Origin of the sequence: Devosia sediminis (assembly GCF_016411825.1) — a bacterium.
Taxonomy (GTDB): Bacteria; Pseudomonadota; Alphaproteobacteria; order Rhizobiales; family Devosiaceae; genus Devosia; species Devosia sediminis.
The window spans coordinates 187,209-210,549 of record NZ_JAEKMH010000003.1; the positions used below are offsets into that span (position 1 = coordinate 187,209).

Genomic DNA, 23,341 nt, shown 5'->3' on the forward strand with positions numbered 1-23,341 from the left:
CGGCGGCACGACCGCCGGAGGGTAGGGGAGACAATGGCCGATCTGAAACTGATGAGCGTCCGCAAGAGCTATGGCCAGGTCGATGTCATTCATGGCGTCGATCTCGAGGTGAACCATGGCGAGTTCGTGGTCTTCGTCGGCCCGTCCGGCTGCGGCAAGTCCACCCTGCTGCGCATGATCGCCGGGCTCGAGGACATCACCGGCGGCGATATCATCATCGACGGCACCTATATGAACGATGTCGACGCCACCGATCGTGGCCTCGCCATGGTATTCCAGTCCTATGCGCTCTACCCGCATATGACCGTCAGGAAAAACCTCTCCTTCGGGCTCGAAATCGCCAAGGTGCCGCGCGACGAGATCGAGCGGCGCGTGGCCGAAGCCGCGCGCATCCTCAAGATCGAGGACTATCTCGATCGTCACCCGGCCAAGCTCTCGGGCGGCCAGCGTCAGCGCGTCGCCATCGGCCGTGCCATCGTGCGCGAGCCCAAGATTTTCCTCTTCGACGAACCGCTGAGCAATCTCGATGCCGAGCTGCGCGTCGCCACCCGCGTCGAGATCGCCAAGCTGCATGAGCGGCTGGGCGCAACCATGATCTACGTGACCCACGACCAGGTCGAGGCCATGACCATGGCCGACAAGATCGTGGTGTTGCGCAATGGCATCGTGGAGCAGGTCGGCGCCCCGCTCGATCTCTACAATCACCCCGCCAATCTCTTTGTCGCCGGCTTCATCGGTTCGCCCAAGATGAACCTGCTCGATGGGCACGTGGCCGATGTTCGGCCCGGCGAGGTCGATGTCGAAATCGCCGGCAATATTCGCGTTTCCGTGCCGGTCGCGCACCGTCTCGCCAAGGGCGATGCCGTTACCCTCGGTATCCGGCCCGAACACTTCCTTCGTGCCGGCGCCGACGCCGCGAACCTCAAACTGACCGTGGATTTCGTCGAAGGACTGGGCGGGGAAACCCTGGTCTACGGTGCCTTGCCGGGCGCCAGCCAGCCGGTCATCGTCAAGCTCGACGGACAGCATCGCATCGAGAACGGCACCAGCCTGTCGCTGGCCATGCAGCCGGACCAGATGCACCTCTTCGACTCCAATGGTCGCGCCTTGCAACGGGCGAGCGCCACAGCCGCGGCGGCCTGACACCGGGCGGCCGCGGACACCAGTAATACCCCTCACGTCAGGGAAATCATGCGCCGGTCCATCGGACCCGATCGGCGCAAACGAGAAGCCGTGTCCAGCGGCTGGAGAACAGGGCCCATGAGGAGACTAACCATGACCAATCTCACGCGCCGGTCGTTCAACCGCTATCTGCTGGCATCCGCTGCAGGCGCGGCCGCCTTTGGTGGTTTGACCGTCCCCGCTTTCGCCGACAGCCGGCTGCGCTTCATGTGGTGGGGCAACCCCACGCGCGACGAACGCACCAATGCCGTCGTCGACCTGTTCGAGGGCAACAATTCGGGGATCGTCGTCGATACCGAAGCCCTGGCATCCAACGACTACTGGCCCAAGATCGCGACCCAGGCTGCCGGCGGCAACATGCCCGACGTCATGCAGATGGATTATCGCTTCCTGTTCGAATATGCGCGCCGCGGCCAGATCGTGCCGCTCGACGACTATGTCGGCAACCAGATCGACCTCTCCAACTTCGATCCCGGCTTCGTCGACAGCGGCCGCGTCGATGGCCAGCTCTTCGGCATCCCGTTCGGGGCCAACTCCCCTTCGGTCATCTACAACATGGCCAAGTTCGCCGAATATGGCGTGACCCTGCCGGACCATAGCTGGACCTGGGACGAGTTCTGGGATTTCGCCCGCCAGATCAAGGCGGTCGCCCCGGAAGGCCAGTGGGCCGTGGCCGACAAGGCCGCCTGGGAACCGGCCTTCGACATCTTCCTGCGCCAGCAGGGTAAGCAGCTCTACACCGAGCAGGGCGAGCTCGGTTACACCGCCGCCGACGCCGCGGAATATTTCGAGATGTGGCGCCAGGCGCGCGAGGAAGGCCTGGTTCCCCCGGCCGACATCACCGCGCAGGACTCCGACGGGCTCGATACCCGCCCGATCTCGCGCCGCCGCGTTGCCATCGACTTCGCGCATTCCAACCATCTCGGTGGCCTCCAGGGCCAGAATCCGGACGAGCTGGGCATTACCCTCTTCCCGCACCGCGAAGGCGGGGTGCCGGGCCAGTACATGAAGTGCGCCACGCTGCTCTGCATCACCGCCAACAGCGATGCCAAGGACGATGCTGCCAAGCTGGTCAACTATCTGCTGACCGATCCGGAAGCCAACAAGATCCTGCGTATGGAACGTGGCGTGCCGGGCGACAACGCCATTGCAGCCACGCTTCTGGAAGATCCGGACGATATCGAGCGCAAGACCATCGAATATTTCGCCATCGTCCAGGACAACGTCTCGCCCATGCCGCCACCGCCCCCGGCCGGTGCCGGTGAGGTCGAGGTGATGATGGTTCGCCTCTATGGCGAGTTGATCTTTGATCGCCTGACCCCTGAAGAGGCCGGCGAGCGCCTCGTCAACGACGCCCAGGCCATCCTGGACCGCGCCTGATCCTGCCGGTCCGGCGGGCGACCGCCGGGCCGGACGTCTTCCCCTGCGAGGTAATCTTCATGGCCACCATCACTTCCACGAGCTCGCGCTGGGACGCGTTCGCCAGGCAATGGCGACGCGGACGCTCGGGCTACATGTTCCTGATCCCCTGGCTGATCGGCTTTTTCGCGCTGACGCTGGGGCCGGCTCTGGCCTCGCTCTACCTGGCCTTCACCAAATACGACATCCTGACCCCGCCCGTTTTCACCGGGCTGGACAATTTCCGCTACATGTTCTTGCAGGACTACCGCTTTCGGCAGGCCCTGCAGGTGACCTTCACCTATGTCCTCTGGTCGGTGCCGCTCAAGCTCGGCCTGGCCCTGCTGATCGCCATTGCCCTCGACAAGGGCACGCGCGGCGTCGATCTCTACCGCGCCATTTTCTACCTGCCATCGCTGATCGGCGGCTCCGTCGCCATTGCCGTGCTGTGGCGGCAATTGTTCGATCGCGATGGGCTCACCGACCAGCTGCTCCAGCTTCTGGGCTGGCCGCCCGGCACGTCGATCCTCAACAATCCCGATCACGCGCTCAAGACGCTGATCGTCCTATCGGTCTGGCAGTTCGGTGCGCCCATGGTGATTTTCCTCGCCGGTTTGCGGCAGATCCCGCAGGACCTGCACGAGGCGGCGCGGATGGATGGCGCCAAGACCATGCAGCGCTTCTTCCGTATCACCCTGCCGATGCTGGCCCCCGTCATCTTCTTCAACCTGATCATGCAGACGATCGACGCCTTCAAGGCCTTCACGCAGGCCTTCGTGGTGTCGGCCGGCACGGGCGGCCCGATCGACTCGACGCTGTTCTACACGCTCTACCTCTACCAGGAAGGCTTCGCCTTCTTCCGCATGGGCTATGCCTCGGCGCTTGCCTGGTTCCTGCTCATCATCATCGCTGCCTTCACGGCGCTGACCTTCCTCTCCGCAAAGTACTGGGTGCACTATGACGACACTCGCTGAACACGCCGGGATCGATCCCTATCGCGAGGCCCGCGCCCGTTCGAAGGCCCTCAAGCAGCGCCGCCACGCCGTGCGCGCGGTGATCAAGCATATCGTCCTGATCCTGTCCTCGATCGGCATGCTCTATCCGCTGATGTGGCTGGTCGCGAGCTCGTTCAAGCCCGATACCGCCATCTTCTCGGATTTCTCGCTGATCCCGCAGGCGTTCTCGTTCGAGAACTACGTCAACGGCTGGACCGCCCTGCGCACCAGCTTCACGACCTTCTTCACCAATTCCTTCATCATCGCCGCGCTGGCGGTGGTGGGCAACCTGATGGCCTGTTCGCTCACGGCCTTTGCCTTTGCGCGGCTCGACTTCCCGCTCAAGAAGCTGTGGTTCACGCTGATGCTGGCGACGCTGATGATCCCCTATCACGTCACCCTCATTCCCCAGTACATCCTCTTTCTCAACATCGGCTGGGTGAACACCATCCTGCCGCTGGTTGTCCCGAAATTCCTCGCCACCGACGCCTTCTTCGTCTTCCTCATGGTGCAGTTCTTCCGCGGCATTCCGCGCGAGCTGGACGAGGCGGCGCGCATGGATGGCTGCGGGCCCTGGCGCATCTACTGGCGCATCATGCTGCCGCTGTCGGTCCCGGTCATGGCGACCGCCGCCATCTTCTCCTTCATGTGGACCTATGACGATTTCCTGGGGCCGCTGATCTATCTCAACGACATCAACCAGTACACGGTGCCCCTGGCGCTGCGCACCTTCGTAGACTCGTCCGGCGTCTCCGCCTGGGGGCAGCTCTTTGCGATGTCGACCCTCTCGCTGTTGCCGGTCTTTTTCTTCTTCCTCTTCTTCCAGCGCCTCATCATCCGTGGTGTCGCCACCTCCGCGATGAAGCGCTGAGATGAGGTATCGCATCGCCATTGTCGGGGCGCGCATCGGCGGCAAGCATGCCGCCGCCATCGCGGCGCTGCCGGACTGCTTCGAGCTGGCCGGGGTTTGTGACCTCGATCCGGCCCGGGCATCCGGCATTGCCGGAACCACTCCCGTATCGACCGACTATGCAGGTCTGCTCGAGCGAGACGATATCGACATCGTCACCCTCTGCACCCCCTCGCACCTGCATTTCGAGCAGACCCGCATGGCCCAGCAGGCCGGCAAGCATGTGGTCTGCGAAAAGCCGGTCGCCGGGACGGTCGAAGACCTCGATCAACTGGCGCGTCTCGAAGCCGAAACCGGGCGGCTGGTCTTTCCCGTGCTGCAGAAGCGGCATGGGCATGGCCTCCAGAAACTGCGCCATCTCAGGGACCGCGACCTCCTGGGCCGGCTCTACGTGGCCAGCGCCGAAAGCCACTGGTCGCGCGGGGCGGACTATTACGCCAATCCCTGGCGCGGACGGCTGGCGACGGAGCTGGGTGGCACGCTGATGACCCATGCCATCCACCAGCATGACATGGTGCTGAGCATTGTCGGCTCGGTGCAGTCGGTGTTCGCCCGCATCGCCACGAGTGTGCATCCCATCGAAACGGAGGACTGCGCCAGCATCACCGCGACCAGTGTTGATGGTGGCCTCTTGTCCTTCAGCGCCACCGTCGGCTCGCATGCGCCCACCTCGCGGCTGCGCTTCTGCTTCGAACACCTGACCGCCGAGAGCAGCACCGATTCCAAGGCGCCGCACCGCGACCCATGGAGCTTTACGCCATCCGATACCAGGCGCGAAGCGATCGGGCAGGCTCTCAGCGCATTTGTGCCGGGCGACGAGGATTTCGTCTCCCTCTACCGCGCGGTCCACGCCGACCTCGTCGCAGGTCGCAAGACGGGCCGGCTCGACGACTTCCGGCCGGTGCTGGCGCTGACCCAGGCAGCCTATGCCTCGGCGCGATCCGGCCGCGAAATCTTCCTTTCCGATCCCGGCAGCGCCCAGGCGCCGCGGGCCATTCACATTCAGTGAGACACGACCATGGTTTACCACAATCTCTATGCTCAATTCGCCAAGAAGGCGCTGGTCCGGGTCGGGGTCATCGGTGCGGGCAATTACGGCACCGCCATCGTCACCCAGGATCCGCATACCCCCATGATGCGGGTGGTCGCGGTTGCCGACATTTCGCGCGATGCAGCGCGTGACGCCTATATCAAAGCCGGGTTTTCGCCTGAACAGATCCTCTATTGCGACACGCTCGACGCCGCCGAGGCCGCTATCGACCTGGACCTGCGTGTCTATACCGACAATTGCACTCTCGTGGCCCAGCTCGGCGCCGTCGATATCGTCTGCGAGAGCACCGGCGTGCCGGAGGCCAGCGCCGTCTATGCGCTCGAAGCCATTGCCAATGGCAAGCATGTGGCCATGATTACCAAGGATTGCGACGTCGCCGTCGGGCCGATCCTCAAGCGCCGTGCTCAGGAAGCCGGCGTCATCTATACGCCTGTTGACGGCGACCAGCATGGCCTCCTCATCCAGTTCTGCGAATGGGCCAAGTCGGTCGGCCTTTCCGTCATCAGCGGCGGCAAGGCGACGGATGGCGAGTTCATCTATGATGAAGCCGCCGGCACGGTCACCATCAAGACCGACAAGCCAATCCATGCTCCATCGGTCGAAACCATCACCGTGGCGCCCGAAGACCGCCAATATCTCGGCATGATCCCCGAGGGACGCGTTGCGGAATATGTCAGGAAGCGCGCAGAAATTTTTTCCGGCCTGCCGCAACCTGGCGCCTACGATCTCTGCGAAATGACCGTGGCCGCCAATTATACCGGCCTCGTCCCGGCGGTGGATACGCTCTACCACGTGCCCATGCGGATCACCGAAATACCCGTCGTCTATTGCGAAACCGAGCATGGCGGCCTGTTCGCGGGCCGGGACAATATCGACCTTGCCACCTGCCTCCGCGCGCCGGCGGAATCGGGGCTCGGTGGCGGCGTTTTTCTCGTTGTGCGCTGCGACAATGCCTATTCCAACCATGTGCTGACCACCAAGGGCCAGATCGGCAATTACGATAACACCGCCGCAGTGATCTATCGGCCCTACCATCTCTGCGGCGTGGAAACCTCCAGTACGCTGCTCCTGGCCGGCCTTCTCAACATCGATACCGGCGCGCCGGACTATCGCCCGCGCTATGACCTGGTGAAGGTCGCGGCGCGCGACATTGCCGCCGGCGACATCTTCGGCAACGACCACAGCCAGCAGATGACGGCCCGCATCGTCCCGGCCGAGCCGGTGGCAGCGGGCAACCGTGCCTGCGCCCACCTGCTGACGGGAAATCGCGCCCGCGTCGATATCCCGGCCGGCACCCCGATCACCTATGACATGGTGGAGGAGCCCGCCGGCTCCGTGCTGTGGCAATTGCGGCGCGAGCAGGATGCGGTTTTCGGCCTCACCGGCGCAACCGTGCCGGAACGGACGCTCGCTGCCGCGGGCGCGGCGTGAGCCGGCCCGTGCCGCGCATCGTTCTCCTCCATGCCACATCGGTGGCAATGGACCCCGTCCGCGCCGCCTTTGCCGCCCATTGGCCCGAGGCCGAGCTGGTCAACCTGCTCGATGACAGCCTCAGCGCCGACCGGGCCAGGGAGCCGGAGCTGACCGGAAAGATGATCGATCGCTTCGTCAGCTTCGGCCGCTACGGCGCCGGGCTGGGCGCTGACGGCATTCTCGTCACCTGTTCGGCCTTCGGTCCGGCCATCGCGCAACTGGCCGAGAGCGTTTCCATTCCCGTTCTCAAGCCGAATGAAGCCATGTTCCGGGCCGCCCTCGACAGGAGCAAGCGCATCGCCATGCTGGCGACCTTCGCCCCGGCCGTGCCGACCATGGAAGCAGAATTCGCCGACTTCGTGCGCGAAAGCGGCGGGGAGGCCACACTGGATACAACAGTGGTCGATGGAGCGATGGCCGCGCTGCAGGCCGAAGACGCAGAAGGCCACCATGCGCGTGTCGCGACGGCGGCTGCTTCCCTTGGCGCCTACGACGTCATCATGCTCGCGCAGTTCTCCATGGCGCAGGCGGCCGAGCGAGTGCGAAAGGTCACTGACACGCCGGTGTTGACCGCCCCCGATGCGGCTGTGCGGCGCATGAAGACACTGGTTCTGGGAGAGGTCTGATGCTGCTTGGGATCATTGCCGACGACTTCACCGGGGCCAGCGACATCGCCAACACCATCGCCAAGGGTCTGCCGGGGCAGGGTGGCCTCCGGACGGCGCAATTCCTCGGTGTTCCAGACCGCCCCGCGCCGTCCTCCATCGAGGCCGGCGTCGTGGCGCTGAAGACGCGCTCGGTCCCGGCTGCCGAGGCGGTGGCGCAGTCGCTTCGCGCTCTTGAGTGGTTGCAGGCGCAGGGCTGCCGGCAGATCGTCTTCAAATACTGCTCCACCTTCGATTCGACGCCCGAAGGCAATATCGGCCCGGTGGGCGAAGCGCTCGCCGCCGCGCTCGGCGTCCGTGGGATCATCGCTTGCCCGGCCTTTCCCACCATGGGCCGCACCGTCCATCAGGGGCATCTCTTCGTGCGTGGTCGGCTGCTGAGCGAAAGCGGCATGGAAAACCATCCCTTGACGCCGATGACCGATCCCGACCTGCGGCGCTGGCTCGGGCGGCAATGCAAGTCCGCGGTTGGCCTCGTGCCGGCCGAAGTCGTGCGGCTGGGCGCCGGAGCGGTCAGGGCCGCTCTTGAAGCGAGCGCATCCAGGGGTGATGTCCTCGTGATCGCCGACGCCGCGACCGATGCTGATTTGCTGGTTTTGGGCACGGCTGCCGCCGAGGCGCCGCTGGTCACCGGCGGCTCGGGCATTGCCCTCGGCCTCTCGGCAAATTTCATCGCGCGCGGCGAGGCCAAAGGCGGCGAGGTGGACTATGTGCCAGTGGACGGACCCGAGGCCATCCTGGCCGGAAGCTGCTCGGGCGCAACGCTGGGACAGGTGGAGCTGCACGCGCAAGCGCATCCCACCTTCCGCGTCGATGCCGATGCCGTCATGCGTGGCGCAGTGACCCCGGCAGAGGTCGCCGCGTTCCTCCTCGACCGGACCGGCGAGGCGCCGCTGGCCTATTCTTCCAGTCCGCCGGAAGTGATTTCGGCGATACAGGCTCTGTATGGTCGGGAGACGGTCTCCCAGCGCATCGAGGGCTTCTTTGCAGACGTGGCCGTGGCTTTGCGCAAGGGCGGCCTGCGCCGGCTCGTGGTCGCTGGCGGCGAGACATCGAGCGCCGTCGCCCAGGCACTCGATTTCGGCGCACTGGCCATCGGTCCGGAGATCGATCCGGGCGTGCCCATCCTCACCGATGCCGATCATTCGATCGCGCTGGCGCTGAAATCGGGTAATTTTGGCGCGCCGGATTTCTTCGGCAAGGCCCTCAGGACAATGGAGCAGCCATGAGCGAGGAAGCGCAGCATCGAGACGAAATCGTCCGCTTCGGAGCCGTGCTGTACGGGAAGAACCTGGCCCATGGCAGCGCCGGCAATCTTTCGGTGCGGCTCGATGATGGCTCGATCCTCGTCACGCCTACCAATTCTTCGCTTGGCTTTCTCGACGCAGAGCGGATTTCCAAAGTCTCGGCCGATGGCGAACTCCTGGCCGGCGATCCACCCTCAAAGGAAGCCTTCTTCCACCTGGCCGTCTACGAACAGCGTCCGGCGGCGCGCGCCGTGGTGCATCTCCATTCGACCCATTCGGTGGCCGTGTCCTGTCTTTGTCACGACGACCATGCCGACGTCCTCCCGCCGCTTACCGCCTATGCCGTGATGAAGGTCGGCAAGCTGCCCCTGCTGCCCTATTTCCGGCCTGGCGATCGCCAACTGGCGGCGTCGGTGCGCGAGGCGGCCACAGCACACCGTGCCATGCTGCTCGCCAATCACGGTCCGATCGTCTCGGGCGCCAGCCTCGCCGAAGCCGTGTTCGCCTATGAGGAACTGGAGGAAACCGCCAAGCTGTTCTTCCTGACCCAGGGGCACAAGACTGCGCCGTTGACGGCAGCCGCCATTGCCGAGCTGAACGTCGTGTTCGGAAACTAGACCCTCTCGTTCAGTCGTCGTCCCAGATATTGTCGACACCTTGCACGCTGTCGGGCATGGTGCGCAAGAGGCGGTTGCGTCCGGCCAGGCTATGATCCCGGAGGATGCGGGCGAGCCGCGTGGGATTGCCGCTGCGCAGCTCGGCGATGATCTGCACATGGTCGGCCGAGGATGCCCTGACATTGCCGTCGAGGATCAGCGCCCGTTTGCGCCAGATATGCAGCTCGCGGTCGAGATTGTTGTAGATGTCGGCCAGGTGCCGGTTGCCGGTGAATTCCATGATCCTGGCATGGAAGGTGCGGTTGAGGTCATAGAACCGATCGGCATCGTTCGCCTCGATCGCCGCTTCCATATCGTCCTGTAGCTGCTGCAATTCCTCGATCTGCGCCTGCGTGACGTTGCGCGCCAGGATGCGTCCGGCCTGGGCGAAAAGGGCGGCGCGGATGTAGTAGATTTCAAGCACATCCGAGAGGTCGACCACGCGCACGAAAAAGCCGCGATTGGGGATGAATTCCACCAGGCCCGCCTCCTGCAGCCGGCGGCACGCCTCGCGGATCGGCCCGCGGCTGGTGCCCTTGGCGGTTGCGAGCTGCTTCTCGTTTATGCGCTCACCGGGCTTGAGTTCACCCGAGATGATGAGGCTTTCGAGGAAGGCGAAAATCGACTGCGACACCGCTTCGGTGTGCCCGGCCGGCATGTCGGAATAAAGGGAATTCTCAAGCACGAGCAGCTCCTCGACTGTTCGCTAGTCACAAGTGTCGACACTTATGCGACCTTTGAGGTCTCCTGGCAAGGTCGTCGGTGAAATGGCGCTGTCTTGTGCTCTGATAGGCAGCGATTTCGTACTGTCGACACCAGGTTCGGCATGGCGGTCTCTCTGTCCACGCCGACTACCTCAAGCGTAGTTGTCTGGACCATCGCAGCCCAATAATTCCTCGCCAAAACGTGCCGGACAGCCACGGCTGGCGCGGCGGCGGAGCGCGGAAATGTCATCCCTATCGGCACCTACTGGATCGAAGATGCATGCGGGCGCCCGGTCGGTCTCTTTATTGCCATGGTGCGGCGTTTCTTTCGAAACAGCTCGGGCAGAACGCGGCGATTCCGGCGCGCGATGCACAAGTTTCCGATGAGAAACGGCAGGCAGTGATGTCGATCAATACCAATGTCGCCGCGCACAATCAGGCGCTCGGGGATTTGTTGCGCGCGGCGCGGTTGCGCCGGCGGATGTCACAACTGGACCTGGCTTTGACCGCCGGGATTTCCCAGCGTCATCTGGGCTTTGTTGAACTGGGGCGCGCCTCGCCCAGTCGGGAACTGCTGTCCAAGCTGCTGGACGCGCTCGAATCAAGCCAGGCAGAGCGTTCCTTCGTCTATCTGGCGGCAGGGTTCACAGTGCCGGCGGCCAGTCAGGACGACGCACTCGAGCGCCAGACCCAGGCTCTGCAATTGCTGACGCGGCAATGCGGCGGCATTCCTCTGGTGGTCTTCGATCACACTTGGACGACGCTGGGGCTCAATGGGGTTGGGCTGCAGCTTGCCAGGTTTCTGATGCCCAGGCTGGACTGGAGTGGCATCGACGAGCAAGGCGGCGGCCTCGACATGATCGCTGCCACGGCCCATCCTGATGGCCTGTTGTCGCAAGCCCGTCACCCGGCCAAGATCGCTTCGGCACTGCTCGCCCGCTTCGAAGGCGATCGCTATGTCGAGCCGGGCGTCGAGGAACGGATCGAAGCCTGCTGCGATGCGCTCGGCCAGCGCTTCGGCGACTATGCCTGTCCGACGGACGAGGATCCGTGGTCACCCATTGACCTGTGCTTCGACACCGAAATAGGTCCGCTGACCTTTGTCACCATGCAGTGTCTGATGACGCCGCCACACGCCGTGTCGCTGAAAATGCCGCGCATGGAGCTCTGGCTGCCGGCTGATAACCAGACCCGGAATGCCCTTGCGCGGGCAAGCGAACAGTTTGCGGGCGCCCGGCCGGCTATCGCCGAGGTGGCGGCGTCGGGCTGACCGAGGCTGAATAGTTGCACCGCCGCGGTCCGCGTCGACGGCCCGCTCACCATGCTGCACGGGTCTCCGCTATCTCCGTGAGGATGCCATGAGCGGCGGTTACCCGGGCCGGGATGGGGTAGTTCTTGTTGGCGAGGATCACCACGCCGATCTCCTCCGCCGGAACGAAAGCGACATAGGCGCCAAACCCGCCTGTCGATCCCGTCTTGTTGAACAGCGTCGGGCCGGATGCCATCTGCGGTGGCACCAGTTCGCTGGCCGCATTGGGTTCCATGGCCATCGTTTGCGAATTGCCGGCCAGCAGGTCGTCGAGCGGCAGCGGGAACGGGTACTGCTCCCAGCCTATGCCCTGGACCATCGTGCCGACGCGGAAATAGCCGATCTGTGTTGCCTCCACGGTCTGGCGCAACACGCCGTCCAGGGTGTCGGGCCGGATATGGGCTTCGACGAGGCGGATCATGTCGGCGGAAGTCGACTTGACGCCATAGGCCTCGGCGTCCAGCACGCCGGGATTGACCCGGATGGCATTATTGTCGCGATCGTGTCCCCAGGCATAGCGGTCCATGGCCTCGGCCGGGACCGCGATGAAACTGTCGTCCAGTCCCAAGGGACCGAATAGGGCCTGCTGCACAAGGTTTGAAAACGTGTCATCCAGCGCGCGAGCCGTGGCAAATCCGAACAGACCAATGCTCGGATTGGAGTAGCGCCGCTGTTGCCCTGGCTCGGCAGTGGTTTCGAAATCGGCATAGAAGTTCGGCGCGTCGGCATTGGTGCCGACCGTCGCGGGGAACTGCAGGGGCAGGCCGCCGGCCGTATAGGTGGCCAGGTTGAGAAGAGTCGCCTCGTCCAACGGGCGTCCACTCAATTCCGGGACGTAGCGACCGGGGTGGTCGGTCAAGGACAGCGCGCCGGTCGCCTCGGCATAGGTCCCCAGCATCGACGTGAAGATCTTGCTCACCGAGCCGATCTCGAAAATCGTATTCTCGGTGACGGGCTCCCCGCCCTCGAGCGAGGCGACTCCGTAATTGAAGAAATACGCCTCTCCTCCGACCGTCACAGCAACGGCCAGGCCCGGCACGTCGTGTTCGTCCAATAGGGGGGCAGCATGGCGCTCAACGATGTCGGCAAGGGCGGCCGGTTGGGCGACCGACAGTGAGACACAGACTGTCCAGATAGCCATGGAACCCATTGGAACAAGCTTATGGTGCACGGCAAAGATCCTTTTTTTGAGAGCGGTGGCCTGCTGGGGAAGCAGGGGCGCACCTTTGTGCAATCGGCACCACGCGTCGGTCCGATGCATCTGTTGGGCGTGACATGCGCATCTGCCCGGCAATGCCGCAACTACCTCCGAGATCGTCTGCCGCTCACGGCCCGAACAGGCGGTGGACACGGAGCGAAGGCGGCGTCTGGCAGACAGCGCGTGCGGGTGAAGTGAAGAAACGTTGCGCGGAACAAAGCCTCTTATCGCCCGTTGTCCGCGACTTCATTCGAAAGCGCTCACACCATGCCCTCCCACATGATTGGTGCCACGCCAACGCCCGTCGGCACACGCTTCATGGTTTGGGCCCTCGGTCATCAGTCGGTCTCGGTGGATGTCGAAGGCCGCGGCGTGTTCGCGCTGGACCCGTTGGGCGATGGCTACTTCGGGGCCGAAATTTCCGGCGTGCGGACAGGCGATCTCTATCAGTTGCGTGTCGATGGCGGGCCGCCCATGCCGGACCCCGCTTCGCGTTGTCAGCCTCAAGGCAATGATGGCCCGTCCATGGTGGTCGATCCCGAATATGGCTGGACCGATGGTGGCTGGGCCGGCCCCGATCGTCGCGACCAGATCCTTTACGAACTCCATATCGGCACCTTCACCGCCGAGGGCACATGGCGCGCCGCCATGGAACGCCTGGATCACCTGCATTGTCTCGGCGTGTCCATCCTGCAGATCATGCCCGTCGGCACGTTCAAGGGACGCTTTGGCTGGGGCTACGACACGACCATGCCCTACGCGCCCTATGCGTCCTATGGCACACCGGGAGACATGCGGGCCTTTATCGATCGCGCCCACGTCCTGGGCATCGGCGTCATTCTGGATGTCGTCTACAATCACGTCGGCATGGGCGATCGCTACCGCGCCTTCAGCGAGCACTATTTCACCGACCGGTACGAGAACGAGTGGGGCGCGAGCTTCAATTTCGACGGGCAAGCGTCCCGGCCGGTACGAGACTTCATCGTCGGCAATGCGGAATACTGGATCCGCGACTTTCATGTCGATGGCCTGAGGATCGATGCGGCGCAGGCCATGTTCGACGCCAGCGACGACCACATCATCGCCGACATCACGCGAGCCGTCCGCGCCGCCGCTGCGCCGCGACGAGCCTATGTCGTGGTGGAGAACCAGCCCCAGGAGCGCCGGATGATCGAAGCGCCTGACCGTGGCGGTCATGGCGTCGACGCCGCCTATAGCGACGATTTTCAGCACAGCGTTCGCGTCGCGGTCACCGGCCATAATGACTTCTACTACCGCGACTATCTCGGTACGCCCCAGGAACTGGTTTCCGCCCTGAAATACGGCTTCCTCTATCAGGGCCAGCGCTCGGACATGCGCGACAAGGCCTACGGAACCTACAATCTCGACACCCCGGCCGAGCATTTTGTCCACTTTCTGGAGAACCACGACCAGGTCGCCAACTCGGCGAGAGGCTTTCGTCTGTCCACATTGGCGACGCCCGCGCGGATCCGCGCCGTCACCGCGCTCTGGCTGCTTGGTCCGCAGACACCGAGCTTTTTCCAGGGTCAGGAATTCGGCGCGACCAATCCGTTCAACTACTTTTTCGGGCTCGAGGGCGATGAGGCGGCAGCGGTCGCCGAAGGTCGGCGGGCTTCAGTCAGCAACTTCCCGGGTGTAGCCGACCCCAGGATGCAGGAGCGCCTGCCGGACCCTGCCGATCCCGCCACCTTCCAGGGGAGCAAGCTCGACTGGAGCGAGGCCGAGCAGAATGCGGGCCTCCTCGCCCTGCATCGTGATCTCACTAGTCTGCGCCGGAGCGACAAGAGCTTTTCCCAGGCCAGCGACCGGCGCGTGGATGGGGCAGTGCTCGGCGACGCTGCACTGGTGATGCGCTACCTCACCCCGCATGCGGACGGCCATCGCCTCCTATTCCTCAATCTCGGGCGGGACCTTCACATGGCGGTCACTGCCGAGCCGCTGCTGGCGCCGCCAGACGGCTGCCGGTGGACCGTGACCTGGTCGAGCGAGCACCCGGATTACGACGGCGCTGGTCGCCGTCCTGTCGATCCCGAACAGTTCTGGATCCTGCCCGGCGATTGCGCCCTCTTGTTCTCTGCCGAGCCACGCTGATGATGCCGCCCCGCGCGACCTACCGCCTCCAGCTCAACAAGGATTTCACTTTCGCCGACGCCACGGCGCTGGTGCCCTATCTGGATGAACTCGGCATCAGCCACGCTTACCTGTCGCCGATCCTCAAGGCGAGGCCCGGCAGCACGCATGGCTACGACACGGTCGACCATACCCAGATCGATCCGGAACTGGGGTCGATCGACGAGCTTCGGACGCTGGCCGGCGCGCTCCAAGAACGCGGCATGGGCATCCTGCTCGATTTCGTACCCAACCACATGGGCGTCGGTGGCGCCGATAATGTGCTGTGGCTCGACGTGCTCAAGCTGGGCCGCGCCAGCCGCTACGCCGATTGGTTTGACATCGATTGGGACCCGCCTCATCCCGGCATGGAAGGCAAGCTCCTGCTGCCCTTCCTCGGCGCCAGCTATGCGGAAAGCCTCGCTGCCGGGCATCTTCGCCTCAAGGCGGATGATGAGGGTTTCGCAGTCTGGGCCTATGACGGCGACAAGCTGCCGGTCCGCCCCGAGGATGCCGCGCTGTTGCTGCAGCGCTTCGGGAGCCGGGAGGCTGCCGTGGCGGCCCTGACGGGCGAGGCCGCCAAGGCGGAAAGCTGGGTCGCGCTCGATGGTCTCATCGCCACCCAGCATTGGCGCCTGGCGCATTTCGCCGTCGCCTCGGACGAGATCAACTACCGGCGCTTCTTCATCAACAGCGATCTGGCTGGTATCCGGATCGACCGTCGGGAAGTCTTCGACCATGCCCACGCCCTGATTTTCGATCTGATCGATGAAGGCCTGGTCCAGGGGCTTCGTCTCGACCACATTGACGGGCTGCTCGATCCCAAAGCCTACCTTCAGCGTCTGCGGCAACAATCGCCACGCCCGATCTATCTGGTTGTCGAAAAGATCCTCGCACCACACGAGCAGCTTCGCGCCGATTGGCCCGTCGACGGGACTACAGGATACGAGGTCGGCGCGCAGTTGACGCGGCTGCTGACGGCCGAAGATGGGCAGGCGGACGTCACGAACACCTATGACGCCTTTGTCGGCCGCACCGTCCCGCCTGCCGAAGAGGCCTATCGCTGCAAACTGCGGGTCATGGACAATGAGCTTGCCGCCGAACTCGCGACCCTCTCCCGGCTCGCCGCCGCTGTCGCATGGTCCGGCGCTGCCACGCGCGATTTGACCGAGCTTGGACTGAGGCGCGGCCTGCGCGAGGTTATCGCCCACCTTGCCGTCTACCGAACCTATGCCGATGACCGGGGCCTGTCCGATCGCGACCGGCGCGAACTCTGCCGCGCCGTCGGGCGTGCGCGCCGCAGTCAGCCTCAGATCCAGCCCATGGTTTGGAATTTCATCGAAGCCCTGCTGGGAGGGCAGCTCGGACCGCACTACGACCCCAAGGCGATCGCCCTCGTCATCGGCCGCTTCCAGCAATTGGCGGGTCCGGTCATGGCCAAGGGTCTCGAGGACACGGCGCTCTACCGCTACAATCGCCTGGTCGCCCTCAACGAAGTCGGTGCCCATCCCGACCGCTTCTCGGTATCGCCTGCTGCCTTTCACGACAGCAATCGGCGCCGCCTGCAAACGCATCCGCATTCCATGATCGCCACCTCGACCCACGATACCAAGCGCGGCGAGGATACGAGGGTTATGATCGGTGCCATCACCGGAGACCCGGGTGCCTGGACCGCGGCGGTGCACGATTGGCGGGAAATGTTGGCCAGCTCTGGCGCCGCCATTCATCCCAACGACCAGTACCTGTTCTTTCAGCTCATGCTGGGTGGCTGGCCGATGAATGGGTCGAGCGATGATTTCGCCGACCGCATCAAAGGGGCGATGATCAAGTCGCTGCGGGAGGCGCGCGAGCGCAACGATTGGGGCGTTAACGACACCGCCTACGAGGCGGCGCTGACCAGTTTCGTCGATCGCGCCTTGGTGCACCAGTCCTTCATGTCCAGCTTCCGGGCTATCCGTGCAGGCTTCGTGGCCATAGCGCGGCGCAAGGGCCTCATCCAGGCCGGCCTAAAGCTGACGATACCAGGCGTGCCCGACATCTACCGGGGAGCCGAGGACTGGGAGCAAAGCTTCGTCGATCCGGACAATCGCCGTCCCGTGGATTTTGCCGGTCTGTATCGACGGTTACAGGCCCCGCAGCCGGATCGTGACGACAAGCTTGTCCTCACGCAGACGCTGCTGCGTTTCAGGAAGGCGGCGCCCAACCTGTTCGCATCAGGCACCTATGAACCGATCCCTGCCGGCGCAGACGTCCTGGCCTTCCGGCGCAGTTTCGGTGGTGACGAACTGGTTGTCCTCGCGGACCTGTCCTCCAGGCATGAGGCAGGCCTGCCGCAACTCTCCACCCTGCCCACCCTATACGGCTCCCACGAGGCGCCGCTGTGGATTTTGGGGCAGGAACGCGGCTAATTTGGCCGACGTGACCATGGGGACCGGATCGCCCCCAGGGCTTCACTCGCCTTCTGCTTTCCCTCGACGCCAGTAGCCAATGGTGGCGGATGGCGGTGAACGCCGCCTCTTCCACGCCCGCAAAGGCATATACTGCCGTGTCCTGCGGCGGCATTTCTACGGCTCGCACGGCATCGATGAGAAGTGTCGTCGTGCCGGGCTCGGCGCCGTTTCGATAGAGCCAGCGCACTTCTATGCCGGGATGGGCGATATTTTGTTGGTCGCTCTCGCTGTCGATCTCGATCAGGGCGATGCCTCGCGCGCTGCCCGGAACGGCCTCGAGATGGCGGGCAATCGCCGGCAATGCAGTCTCGTCCCCCACGAGGAGATACCAATCCGCGTTGGGCACCGGACGACCGATGGGGCCGCGGACGCCAACGAGATCGCCTGCCTTCGCCCCCATCGCCCAGCCTGCACCGACGCCGTGGCTGCCATCCTCATCCGCGTGGATCACGAAATCGACCTCGATCGTGCCGGCGGCCGCGTCGATGTTTCGTATCGTGTAGGTTCGAACGCTGGGCCGCTTGTCATCAGGCGGCCAGATGGCAAGTCCGTCCTTGCCGGGCACCGGCCATTCCGGCTCGGTGACGCCCGCCGGTGGCACGAAGAGCTTGATGTGCAGTCCGCCGGTTGCGAAGCTCTCAAGGTTCTGACCCGAGAGGCTGATCCTGCGCATCTTCGGGCTAAGGTCCAGCACCCTCGTGACGGTCATCTCTCGAAAATTCGGGAAGACGGTCGCATCCGCACCATCGCCCGTCCATTCGATCTGCAGATGCTGGCCGGTTGCAAACTCGATGAGATGGCTGGCCATGACACTTTTGATATAGGCCAGTCCCGCCTCGTGCACGGCAGTGACGCGAATGCCCACGGCATCGCGCTCTGGCCGTACGATCGCCGCGCCAGTGAGAAACCCGATCGTTCCACCGTCTTCTGTCAGTTCTACGGGAAACTCGTGCTCGGCCATGTGGTCCAGCAACTGCCTTGAAACCGCCGCTGCGTCGGCGAGCAGGACCCTGACTTCGGCGATCAAGGCTTTGGGAGGATGGTCAGTGCTCGCGGTCACAGCCGCCTCCTTGCTTCGGTAAAGAGCAACCAGCCGAGATAGCCACCGCCAAGCATGACGGTGATGATGCCGACCGGCAGGGGGTTCGGCGCGACGTGCTGGGCGACGTAATCGGCCGAAAGACAGAGCAATGCGCCGACAAAGGCCGCCGGCGGCAGCGTGATACCGGCGGTCCGAGCGAGCCGGCGGCCAATCTGCGGCGCGACCAGGGATATGAAGGCGATCGGCCCGGACGCCGCAGTGACGGTCGCTGTCAGAGCCACCCCTACCAGGATGAGGCCCAGGCGGATTTGTCCGACCCGGACTCCATGCGACATGGCCACGTCGTCGCCAAGCTCCATCTGCCGCATTGGACGGCTCAGCATCAGGGCCACAGCCAGGAGCAGGACGATAGAGACGCCCCCGCCGAGCACTTGCTCCCACGAGATGCCATTGAGCGAGCCGGCGTTCCAGGCGGAGGCGGACATTGCCTGGTCCAGATCCGCCTTGAGGATCAGCCAGGTATTGGTCGAAGCCAGCATGGCAGACACACCGATACCGACGACGATCAACCGGAAACCCTGTATGCCGCGCCGGAATGCGATGAGATAGACGAGCACGGCCGTCCCGACACCGCCAAGGAGAGCACCGCCGGCCAGTTGAAGGTAGGTGCCGTCGATGAACAGCAACACCACCAGCGCGCCGGTATAGGAGCCATCCGAGAAGCCGATAAGGCCCGGATCGGCCAGCGGATTACGCAGCATCGATTGAAAGATCGCGCCCGACACGCCTAAGGCGGCGCCAAACACCACTGCCGCAACGACCCGCGGCAGGCGCCATTCGACCACGATCTCGTGGACGATGCCCGTTTCCCCGCCTGCAAGGGCGGAGATCACCTGGCCGGGCGCGAGCTGATATGAGCCTGTCATCAGGGCCAGGACCGCCAAAATGGTGATGACAACGGTTACCACCGCGCAGACCAAAGCCGTGCGCCCGTCAAATCGTCCCAATACCCTGGAATGTCCCAAAGGCATTCGACGGGGCGAGACGATCCGGCCGTCGGTCATAGTCCGCTCACCCGCCTGCGGCGCGCCAGCGCGATCAGGACTGGCGCTCCGACAAAGGCCGTTATGATGCCAACGGGCATCTCACCCGGACGCATGACGACCCGTCCAAGAATGTCCGATGCCAGGAGCAGACTGGGCGCAAGAAGCGCGCTGTAGGCAAAAATCCAGCGCTGGTCGGGCCCGACGATCCAGCGCGCGACATGCGGCACCATGAGCCCGACAAAGCCGATGGGGCCGGCAATGGCGGTGGCGCCACCGGCGAGAAGGGTGATGGCGATCACTGACAGGACGCGCGCTCTTGTCAGTTTGACGCCGTGCGATTGGGCAAGATCATCGCCCAGCGCCATGGCATTGAGGGGCCCGGAAACCGCGAAGGCGAGGATGATGCCCGCTGCAAAGAAGGGCAGGATTGGCCAGAGCACGTCGAGGGGGCGGCCCAGTATGCTGCCGGCATTCCAGGAGCGCATCGCATCGAAGGCATCCGGATTGCCGAGCTGCAGCGCCTCCCGGAATCCGCCCAGCACGGCGCCGATGCACACCCCGGCAAGCACCATGACGACGGGCGACTGGCCTTGTCGCGTCGATCCGAGCGCCAGCACCATCAGCGTAACCAACAGAGCACCGGCAAAGGCGAACCACATATAGCTTTCGATACCGCGGACCCCGAGCATGCCGACCGCGACCGTCACGGCAAAGGACGCACCGGCATGGACCCCCAGAATCCCGGGGTCCGCCAGCGAATTTCGCGTCAGCGCCTGAATCAGGGCGCCGGACAGCCCGAGCGCAATCCCCACCGACAATCCGACGAATGTCCGCGGAAGCCTGAAGTCGCGGATGGCGAAGTGGTCGATATTGGCGGACGGGTTGAACAGCGCATCCCACACCGTGCCCGGCGTAATGGTCGTCGATCCGATCATCATGCTGCCGATCAGTAGCGCGAGCAGCAGCATGGCCGCTGCGATCACTCCCGCCATGCGACGACGCGCTCGGGGAGCAGGCTGTGCCCCCCGAGTCTCAAGCGGTATGGCCCGCGTCGTCACTCAGCTGCCGGCAGTGTCGCCAGTGCGGCGTCCAGCGAAGCCAGATACTGCAGCACGGCGCCGTAGGAGTTGTTGCCGGGGCAGAACAGCCCAATGGCGTGGCCGGAAGCCACGGCCGGCAAGGCCTGCCAGGTATTGGTCTCGACCACCGGAACGAAGGGCTCGGTCGGTTCGCCATCGGCGCCCACCGGATAGGTGATCACGTCGTACTGGGCGAGTTCACCAAGCTGCTCGAAGGAATATGAGGTCCAGGCCAGCGGATCAGCACCTTCGGGTGCTTCGGGATAGTCGATGCCAACCTCGTCGCGGCCGATTTCCGAGCATCCGATGTCGGCAATGGCAAAAGTGCCCGGGTCGGAAGACGACCAGCGATTGACGTCGACGAACGAGGTGTCCGCGATGAGGTCGCCATATTTCTGCTGAATGTCGGCAAGGCGGGTCGCGAACTCGGCCTTCTGTGCGCTCAGGGCCTCGGTCGTATTGGCGGCGTCGGCTATGCCGTCGGCGAGAGCCTTCCACTCGGTATCGAGACTATAAAAGACCGTTGGCGCAATCGCCTCGAGCTGCTGGCGGATCTGTTCGAATTCGCCACCGGGCACCTGAACCAGAATGAGGTCAGGCGCCAGGCTCGCGAGCTTCTCCATGTCGACTTCGTCGGCGCTCGCTGCAAGAATAGTGGCAGCCTGGTAGACCGCCTGCTGTTCCTGCGGGAGCCGCGAAACGTCGGAATCAGATTCAGCGGTCACCGCAATTGGCGTGCCGCCCAGGTCGATGAAGGGCAGCGTGGTATTACCCAGCGTTGCGATGCGCTGTGGCGCGGCTGGGATTTCGATCGAGCCGTTAGCTGCCTCGATCGTGCGCGTTTCCTGCGCCGAAACGGCGGAGGCAATGCCAATGAGCGCGACAGCGGCCAGCCCCGTGCGGATGAAAGCCGGCCGGCTGGTGCAAAAGTGTTGGATGGACATGGTGTGCTCCCGGCGGGATGTGCCCCGGGTTCCTCACACTGCTGACCGGTCGCGCTCCAGCTAAGGTGACTGTTTAGATCAGGTTTAGTCAGCCTTCAAGGGGAATCGGCGCTGCATAAGGCAGGAGCGATCAGCGCCAACCCTGTCAGCGGACCACGGATACTCGGTCGGAAATCGCCTTGAGCCAGATTGCCACGGCTACGGCGCCGCCATCCTTCACACCAATGGCGCGATCGCCCAAATAGGCGGATCGGCCGAGTGACGGATGCATGCTCGCGGTCGCCTCCGCCCCGGCCTCCGCGGCTGCTACCGCGGCGACAAAAGCAGCAAGCGGCTCCGTGCCACGCGCGAGTTCGTTTGCCCAGGTGTCGGCAGCGGGGCGCAGGGCATCGACCATGGTCCGGTTGCCGATACGGGCTCCGCCAAGTTGCTCAACCGCCTCGACGGCTGCAGTGAACGCTGCTGACCAGTCCTGGCCCATCGCCGCCGCCTTGCCCTGCAGGCTGCTGGCGGCGCGCACCAGTCCTACCGCATAAAACGGACCTGAACTGCCCGCGATTGCGCGGCGCAGCGCGTCCGCAATGGCCATGCAGGCAGATTCGGGGGTATTGAATGCACTCTCGGGCAGGCCTCGAATGGCGTCCGCTCCTCGGGCCATGCTCGCACCCAGATCGCCGTCGCCGGCCTGGCTGTCGAGGTCGGCAAGAAGGTTTTCCTGTGCCGCCAATTCTGCCGCCACGGCCAGCGCCACCGCCTGAATCTGCCTCGCTTGCGGCCCTGCTGCATGCTCGATGGTTGCATAAGCGGTCGCCGGTGCGGCAACGATCCGCCGCTCAGGCGCAATCCGCCCGTCGCTGCTCCACGAGCGCACCTCGGTTGGCGCATCGAGCGCCTGCAGCATGCTGTCATCGACCGGCAGGATGCTGATGGAGCAGCCTGGCATATCGAGGGCCGACAGATAAACGCCCGAATACAGCCGCTCGACGATGAGCCCGACCTCGCGGCAGCGTGCCAGGGCTCGTCGCGCCACGATCGCCAACTCGATGGGCGGCGTGGCGCCCAGGCCATTGACGAGAACAACGACACGCTGTCCGGGCGCAATGCCCTTGTCGTCGAGAATGGTTTGGACAAGGCGATCGACAAGCACATCGGCAGGTTGCAGGTGGACGCGCTCTACGCCTTTTTCGCCATGGATGCCCAAGCCAATCTCGATCTCGTCGTCGGCCAGGTTGAAGCCGGGCCTGCCCACCGACGGCACGGTACAGGCGCCGAGTGCAACGCCCATGGTCCCCACCGCCTCGGCAGCGGCGCGCGCAAATTGCGCGACCTGCTCGACCGGCAGGCCTCGATCCGCGGCATTGCCGGCGATCTTGTGAACCAGCACGGTACCGGCAATGCCGCGGCGGCGTTCGGGCGCGACGGTTTTCCGCAGGGCCACGTCGTCGGCCACCACCACGATCTCGGTCGGGATGCCCTGGGCAGTCGCCATTTCGGCAGCCAGGCCGAAATTCAGCCGGTCGCCGGTGTAATTCTTGACGATCAGCACGGCGCCACGCGGACCGGCTGTCGCCTTGATCGCGGCGAGCACGGCGTCGACGCTCGGCGAAGTGAAGACGTCGCCGGCGATGGCGCCAGCCAGCATGCCCCTGCCGACATAGCCGGCGTGGCCGGGCTCATGGCCGCTGCCGCCACCGGACAGCACCGCGACGGGGCGATCCTCGGCGGGGCGGTCGTCATGCCGGATAAGCACATTCTCCGTGTCCAGCAGGGCCAGTCCTGGCGTCGCGTCGACCAGGCCCTCCAGCACTTCGCGAACCAGGTGGCGGGGATCGTTGATGAGTTTCTTCATGGCGCGTCCAGTT

Annotated in this window: 18 protein-coding genes and 1 pseudogene; 12 read left to right on the plus strand and 7 right to left on the minus strand. The window is 64.4% G+C overall.

The features are described 5' to 3' along the window. Window positions 1-33: 33 nt before the first annotated feature. From JEQ47_RS13995 to otnC, 9 genes are all read left to right on the plus strand, one after another. Window positions 34-1,143, plus strand: a complete 1,110-nt coding sequence (locus JEQ47_RS13995; protein WP_198877058.1) for an ABC transporter ATP-binding protein — start codon at window positions 34-36, stop codon at window positions 1,141-1,143. Window positions 1,144-1,275: 132 nt separating this feature from the next. Beyond that, complete coding sequence (locus JEQ47_RS14000; protein ID WP_198877059.1) at window positions 1,276-2,562, plus strand: ABC transporter substrate-binding protein; 1,287 nt, start codon at window positions 1,276-1,278, stop codon at window positions 2,560-2,562. Window positions 2,563-2,621: 59 nt separating this feature from the next. Further along, entirely contained in the window at window positions 2,622-3,554 is a 933-nt protein-coding gene (locus JEQ47_RS14005) for a carbohydrate ABC transporter permease (RefSeq protein WP_198877060.1), read from the plus strand. 118 nt (window positions 3,555-3,672) lie between these two features. Then, on the plus strand, window positions 3,673-4,446 hold the full coding sequence (locus tag JEQ47_RS14010; protein WP_236020903.1) for a carbohydrate ABC transporter permease: 774 nt from the start codon (window positions 3,673-3,675) through the stop codon (window positions 4,444-4,446). A 1-nt stretch (window position 4,447) separates the two neighbouring features. Beyond that, a complete protein-coding gene (locus tag JEQ47_RS14015) occupies window positions 4,448-5,494 on the plus strand; it encodes a Gfo/Idh/MocA family protein (RefSeq protein WP_198877062.1) in 1,047 nt (348 codons plus the stop codon). Between the two features lie 9 nt (window positions 5,495-5,503). After that, window positions 5,504-6,967: an NAD(P)H-dependent oxidoreductase gene (locus tag JEQ47_RS14020; protein WP_198877063.1), complete on the plus strand. Its 1,464-nt coding sequence runs from the start codon at window positions 5,504-5,506 to the stop codon at window positions 6,965-6,967. 47 nt (window positions 6,968-7,014) lie between these two features. Then, window positions 7,015-7,635 carry an aspartate/glutamate racemase family protein gene (locus JEQ47_RS14025; protein ID WP_198877361.1) on the plus strand — a complete coding sequence of 207 codons (621 nt, stop codon included), beginning with the start codon at window positions 7,015-7,017 and terminating at the stop codon, window positions 7,633-7,635. After that, window positions 7,635-8,903 (plus strand): 3-oxo-tetronate kinase, encoded by a 1,269-nt coding sequence (otnK, locus tag JEQ47_RS14030; protein WP_198877064.1) that lies wholly within the window; start codon window positions 7,635-7,637, stop codon window positions 8,901-8,903. Before JEQ47_RS14025 ends, otnK begins: the two co-directional genes overlap by 1 nt. Next, the gene (gene otnC, locus JEQ47_RS14035) at window positions 8,900-9,538 is read left to right on the plus strand and encodes a 3-oxo-tetronate 4-phosphate decarboxylase (RefSeq protein ID WP_198877065.1); all 639 of its coding nucleotides are present in this window, start codon (window positions 8,900-8,902) and stop codon (window positions 9,536-9,538) included. The genes otnK and otnC overlap by 4 nt, the downstream gene beginning before the upstream one ends. A gap of 10 nt (window positions 9,539-9,548) precedes the next feature. On the opposite strand, the gene JEQ47_RS14040 is transcribed toward otnC, so the two are convergent. Then, complete coding sequence (locus JEQ47_RS14040; protein ID WP_198877066.1) at window positions 9,549-10,262, minus strand: GntR family transcriptional regulator; 714 nt, start codon at window positions 10,260-10,262, stop codon at window positions 9,549-9,551. A 299-nt stretch (window positions 10,263-10,561) separates the two neighbouring features. Between JEQ47_RS14040 and JEQ47_RS14045 the strand changes: the two genes are divergently transcribed. Beyond that, the gene (locus JEQ47_RS14045; RefSeq protein ID WP_198877067.1) at window positions 10,562-11,551 is read left to right on the plus strand and encodes a helix-turn-helix transcriptional regulator; all 990 of its coding nucleotides are present in this window, start codon (window positions 10,562-10,564) and stop codon (window positions 11,549-11,551) included. A 46-nt stretch (window positions 11,552-11,597) separates the two neighbouring features. On the opposite strand, the gene ampC is transcribed toward JEQ47_RS14045, so the two are convergent. After that, on the minus strand, window positions 11,598-12,731 hold the full coding sequence (gene ampC / locus JEQ47_RS14050) for a class C beta-lactamase (protein ID WP_198877068.1): 1,134 nt from the start codon (window positions 12,729-12,731) through the stop codon (window positions 11,598-11,600). A 375-nt stretch (window positions 12,732-13,106) separates the two neighbouring features. On the opposite strand from ampC, the gene JEQ47_RS14055 reads away from it, so the two are divergent. Beyond that, a complete protein-coding gene (locus JEQ47_RS14055; protein ID WP_198877069.1) occupies window positions 13,107-14,900 on the plus strand; it encodes an alpha-amylase family glycosyl hydrolase in 1,794 nt (597 codons plus the stop codon). Continuing rightward, window positions 14,900-17,326, plus strand: coding sequence for a malto-oligosyltrehalose synthase (gene treY / locus JEQ47_RS20735; RefSeq protein ID WP_236020880.1), 2,427 nt, complete (start codon window positions 14,900-14,902; stop codon window positions 17,324-17,326). Before JEQ47_RS14055 ends, treY begins: the two co-directional genes overlap by 1 nt. 106 nt (window positions 17,327-17,432) lie before the next feature. On the opposite strand, the pseudogene JEQ47_RS21175 reads toward treY, so the two are convergent. The 5 genes and pseudogenes from JEQ47_RS21175 to JEQ47_RS14080 all read right to left on the minus strand — a co-directional run. Then, a pseudogene (locus JEQ47_RS21175) lies at window positions 17,433-18,329 on the minus strand (DUF2218 domain-containing protein); the annotation flags it as partial. Between the two features lie 95 nt (window positions 18,330-18,424). Continuing rightward, window positions 18,425-19,474, minus strand: coding sequence for a FecCD family ABC transporter permease (locus tag JEQ47_RS14065; protein ID WP_328769082.1), 1,050 nt, complete (start codon window positions 19,472-19,474; stop codon window positions 18,425-18,427). Then, a complete protein-coding gene (locus JEQ47_RS14070) occupies window positions 19,471-20,448 on the minus strand; it encodes a FecCD family ABC transporter permease (protein WP_198877072.1) in 978 nt (325 codons plus the stop codon). Before JEQ47_RS14070 ends, JEQ47_RS14065 begins: the two co-directional genes overlap by 4 nt. Before the next feature lie 62 nt (window positions 20,449-20,510). After that, window positions 20,511-21,479 (minus strand): ABC transporter substrate-binding protein, encoded by a 969-nt coding sequence (locus tag JEQ47_RS14075; RefSeq protein WP_198877073.1) that lies wholly within the window; start codon window positions 21,477-21,479, stop codon window positions 20,511-20,513. A 145-nt stretch (window positions 21,480-21,624) separates the two neighbouring features. Further along, on the minus strand, window positions 21,625-23,328 hold the full coding sequence (locus tag JEQ47_RS14080) for a dihydroxyacetone kinase family protein (protein WP_198877074.1): 1,704 nt from the start codon (window positions 23,326-23,328) through the stop codon (window positions 21,625-21,627). Window positions 23,329-23,341: the final 13 nt, after the last annotated feature.

Excerpts from the sequence above, each read along its gene's own strand:
- JEQ47_RS13995 (WP_198877058.1), top strand. The coding sequence starts at position 34 with ATGGCCGATCTGAAACTGATGAGCGTCCGCAAGAGCTATGGCCAGGTC.
- JEQ47_RS14000 (WP_198877059.1), top strand. The coding sequence starts at position 1,276 with ATGACCAATCTCACGCGCCGGTCGTTCAACCGCTATCTGCTGGCATCC.
- JEQ47_RS14005 (WP_198877060.1), top strand. The coding sequence starts at position 2,622 with ATGGCCACCATCACTTCCACGAGCTCGCGCTGGGACGCGTTCGCCAGG.
- JEQ47_RS14010 (WP_236020903.1), top strand. The coding sequence starts at position 3,673 with ATGCTCTATCCGCTGATGTGGCTGGTCGCGAGCTCGTTCAAGCCCGAT.
- JEQ47_RS14015 (WP_198877062.1), top strand. The coding sequence starts at position 4,448 with ATGAGGTATCGCATCGCCATTGTCGGGGCGCGCATCGGCGGCAAGCAT.
- JEQ47_RS14020 (WP_198877063.1), top strand. The coding sequence starts at position 5,504 with ATGGTTTACCACAATCTCTATGCTCAATTCGCCAAGAAGGCGCTGGTC.
- JEQ47_RS14025 (WP_198877361.1), top strand. The coding sequence starts at position 7,015 with ATGGACCCCGTCCGCGCCGCCTTTGCCGCCCATTGGCCCGAGGCCGAG.
- otnK (WP_198877064.1), top strand. The coding sequence starts at position 7,635 with ATGCTGCTTGGGATCATTGCCGACGACTTCACCGGGGCCAGCGACATC.
- otnC (WP_198877065.1), top strand. The coding sequence starts at position 8,900 with ATGAGCGAGGAAGCGCAGCATCGAGACGAAATCGTCCGCTTCGGAGCC.
- JEQ47_RS14045 (WP_198877067.1), top strand. The coding sequence starts at position 10,562 with ATGCGGGCGCCCGGTCGGTCTCTTTATTGCCATGGTGCGGCGTTTCTT.
- ampC (WP_198877068.1), bottom strand. The coding sequence starts at position 12,731 with ATGGCTATCTGGACAGTCTGTGTCTCACTGTCGGTCGCCCAACCGGCC.
- JEQ47_RS14055 (WP_198877069.1), top strand. The coding sequence starts at position 13,107 with ATGGTTTGGGCCCTCGGTCATCAGTCGGTCTCGGTGGATGTCGAAGGC.
- treY (WP_236020880.1), top strand. The coding sequence starts at position 14,900 with ATGATGCCGCCCCGCGCGACCTACCGCCTCCAGCTCAACAAGGATTTC.
- JEQ47_RS14065 (WP_328769082.1), bottom strand. The coding sequence starts at position 19,474 with ATGACCGACGGCCGGATCGTCTCGCCCCGTCGAATGCCTTTGGGACAT.
- JEQ47_RS14070 (WP_198877072.1), bottom strand. The coding sequence starts at position 20,448 with ATGGCGGGAGTGATCGCAGCGGCCATGCTGCTGCTCGCGCTACTGATC.
- JEQ47_RS14075 (WP_198877073.1), bottom strand. The coding sequence starts at position 21,479 with ATGTCCATCCAACACTTTTGCACCAGCCGGCCGGCTTTCATCCGCACG.
- JEQ47_RS14080 (WP_198877074.1), bottom strand. The coding sequence starts at position 23,328 with ATGAAGAAACTCATCAACGATCCCCGCCACCTGGTTCGCGAAGTGCTG.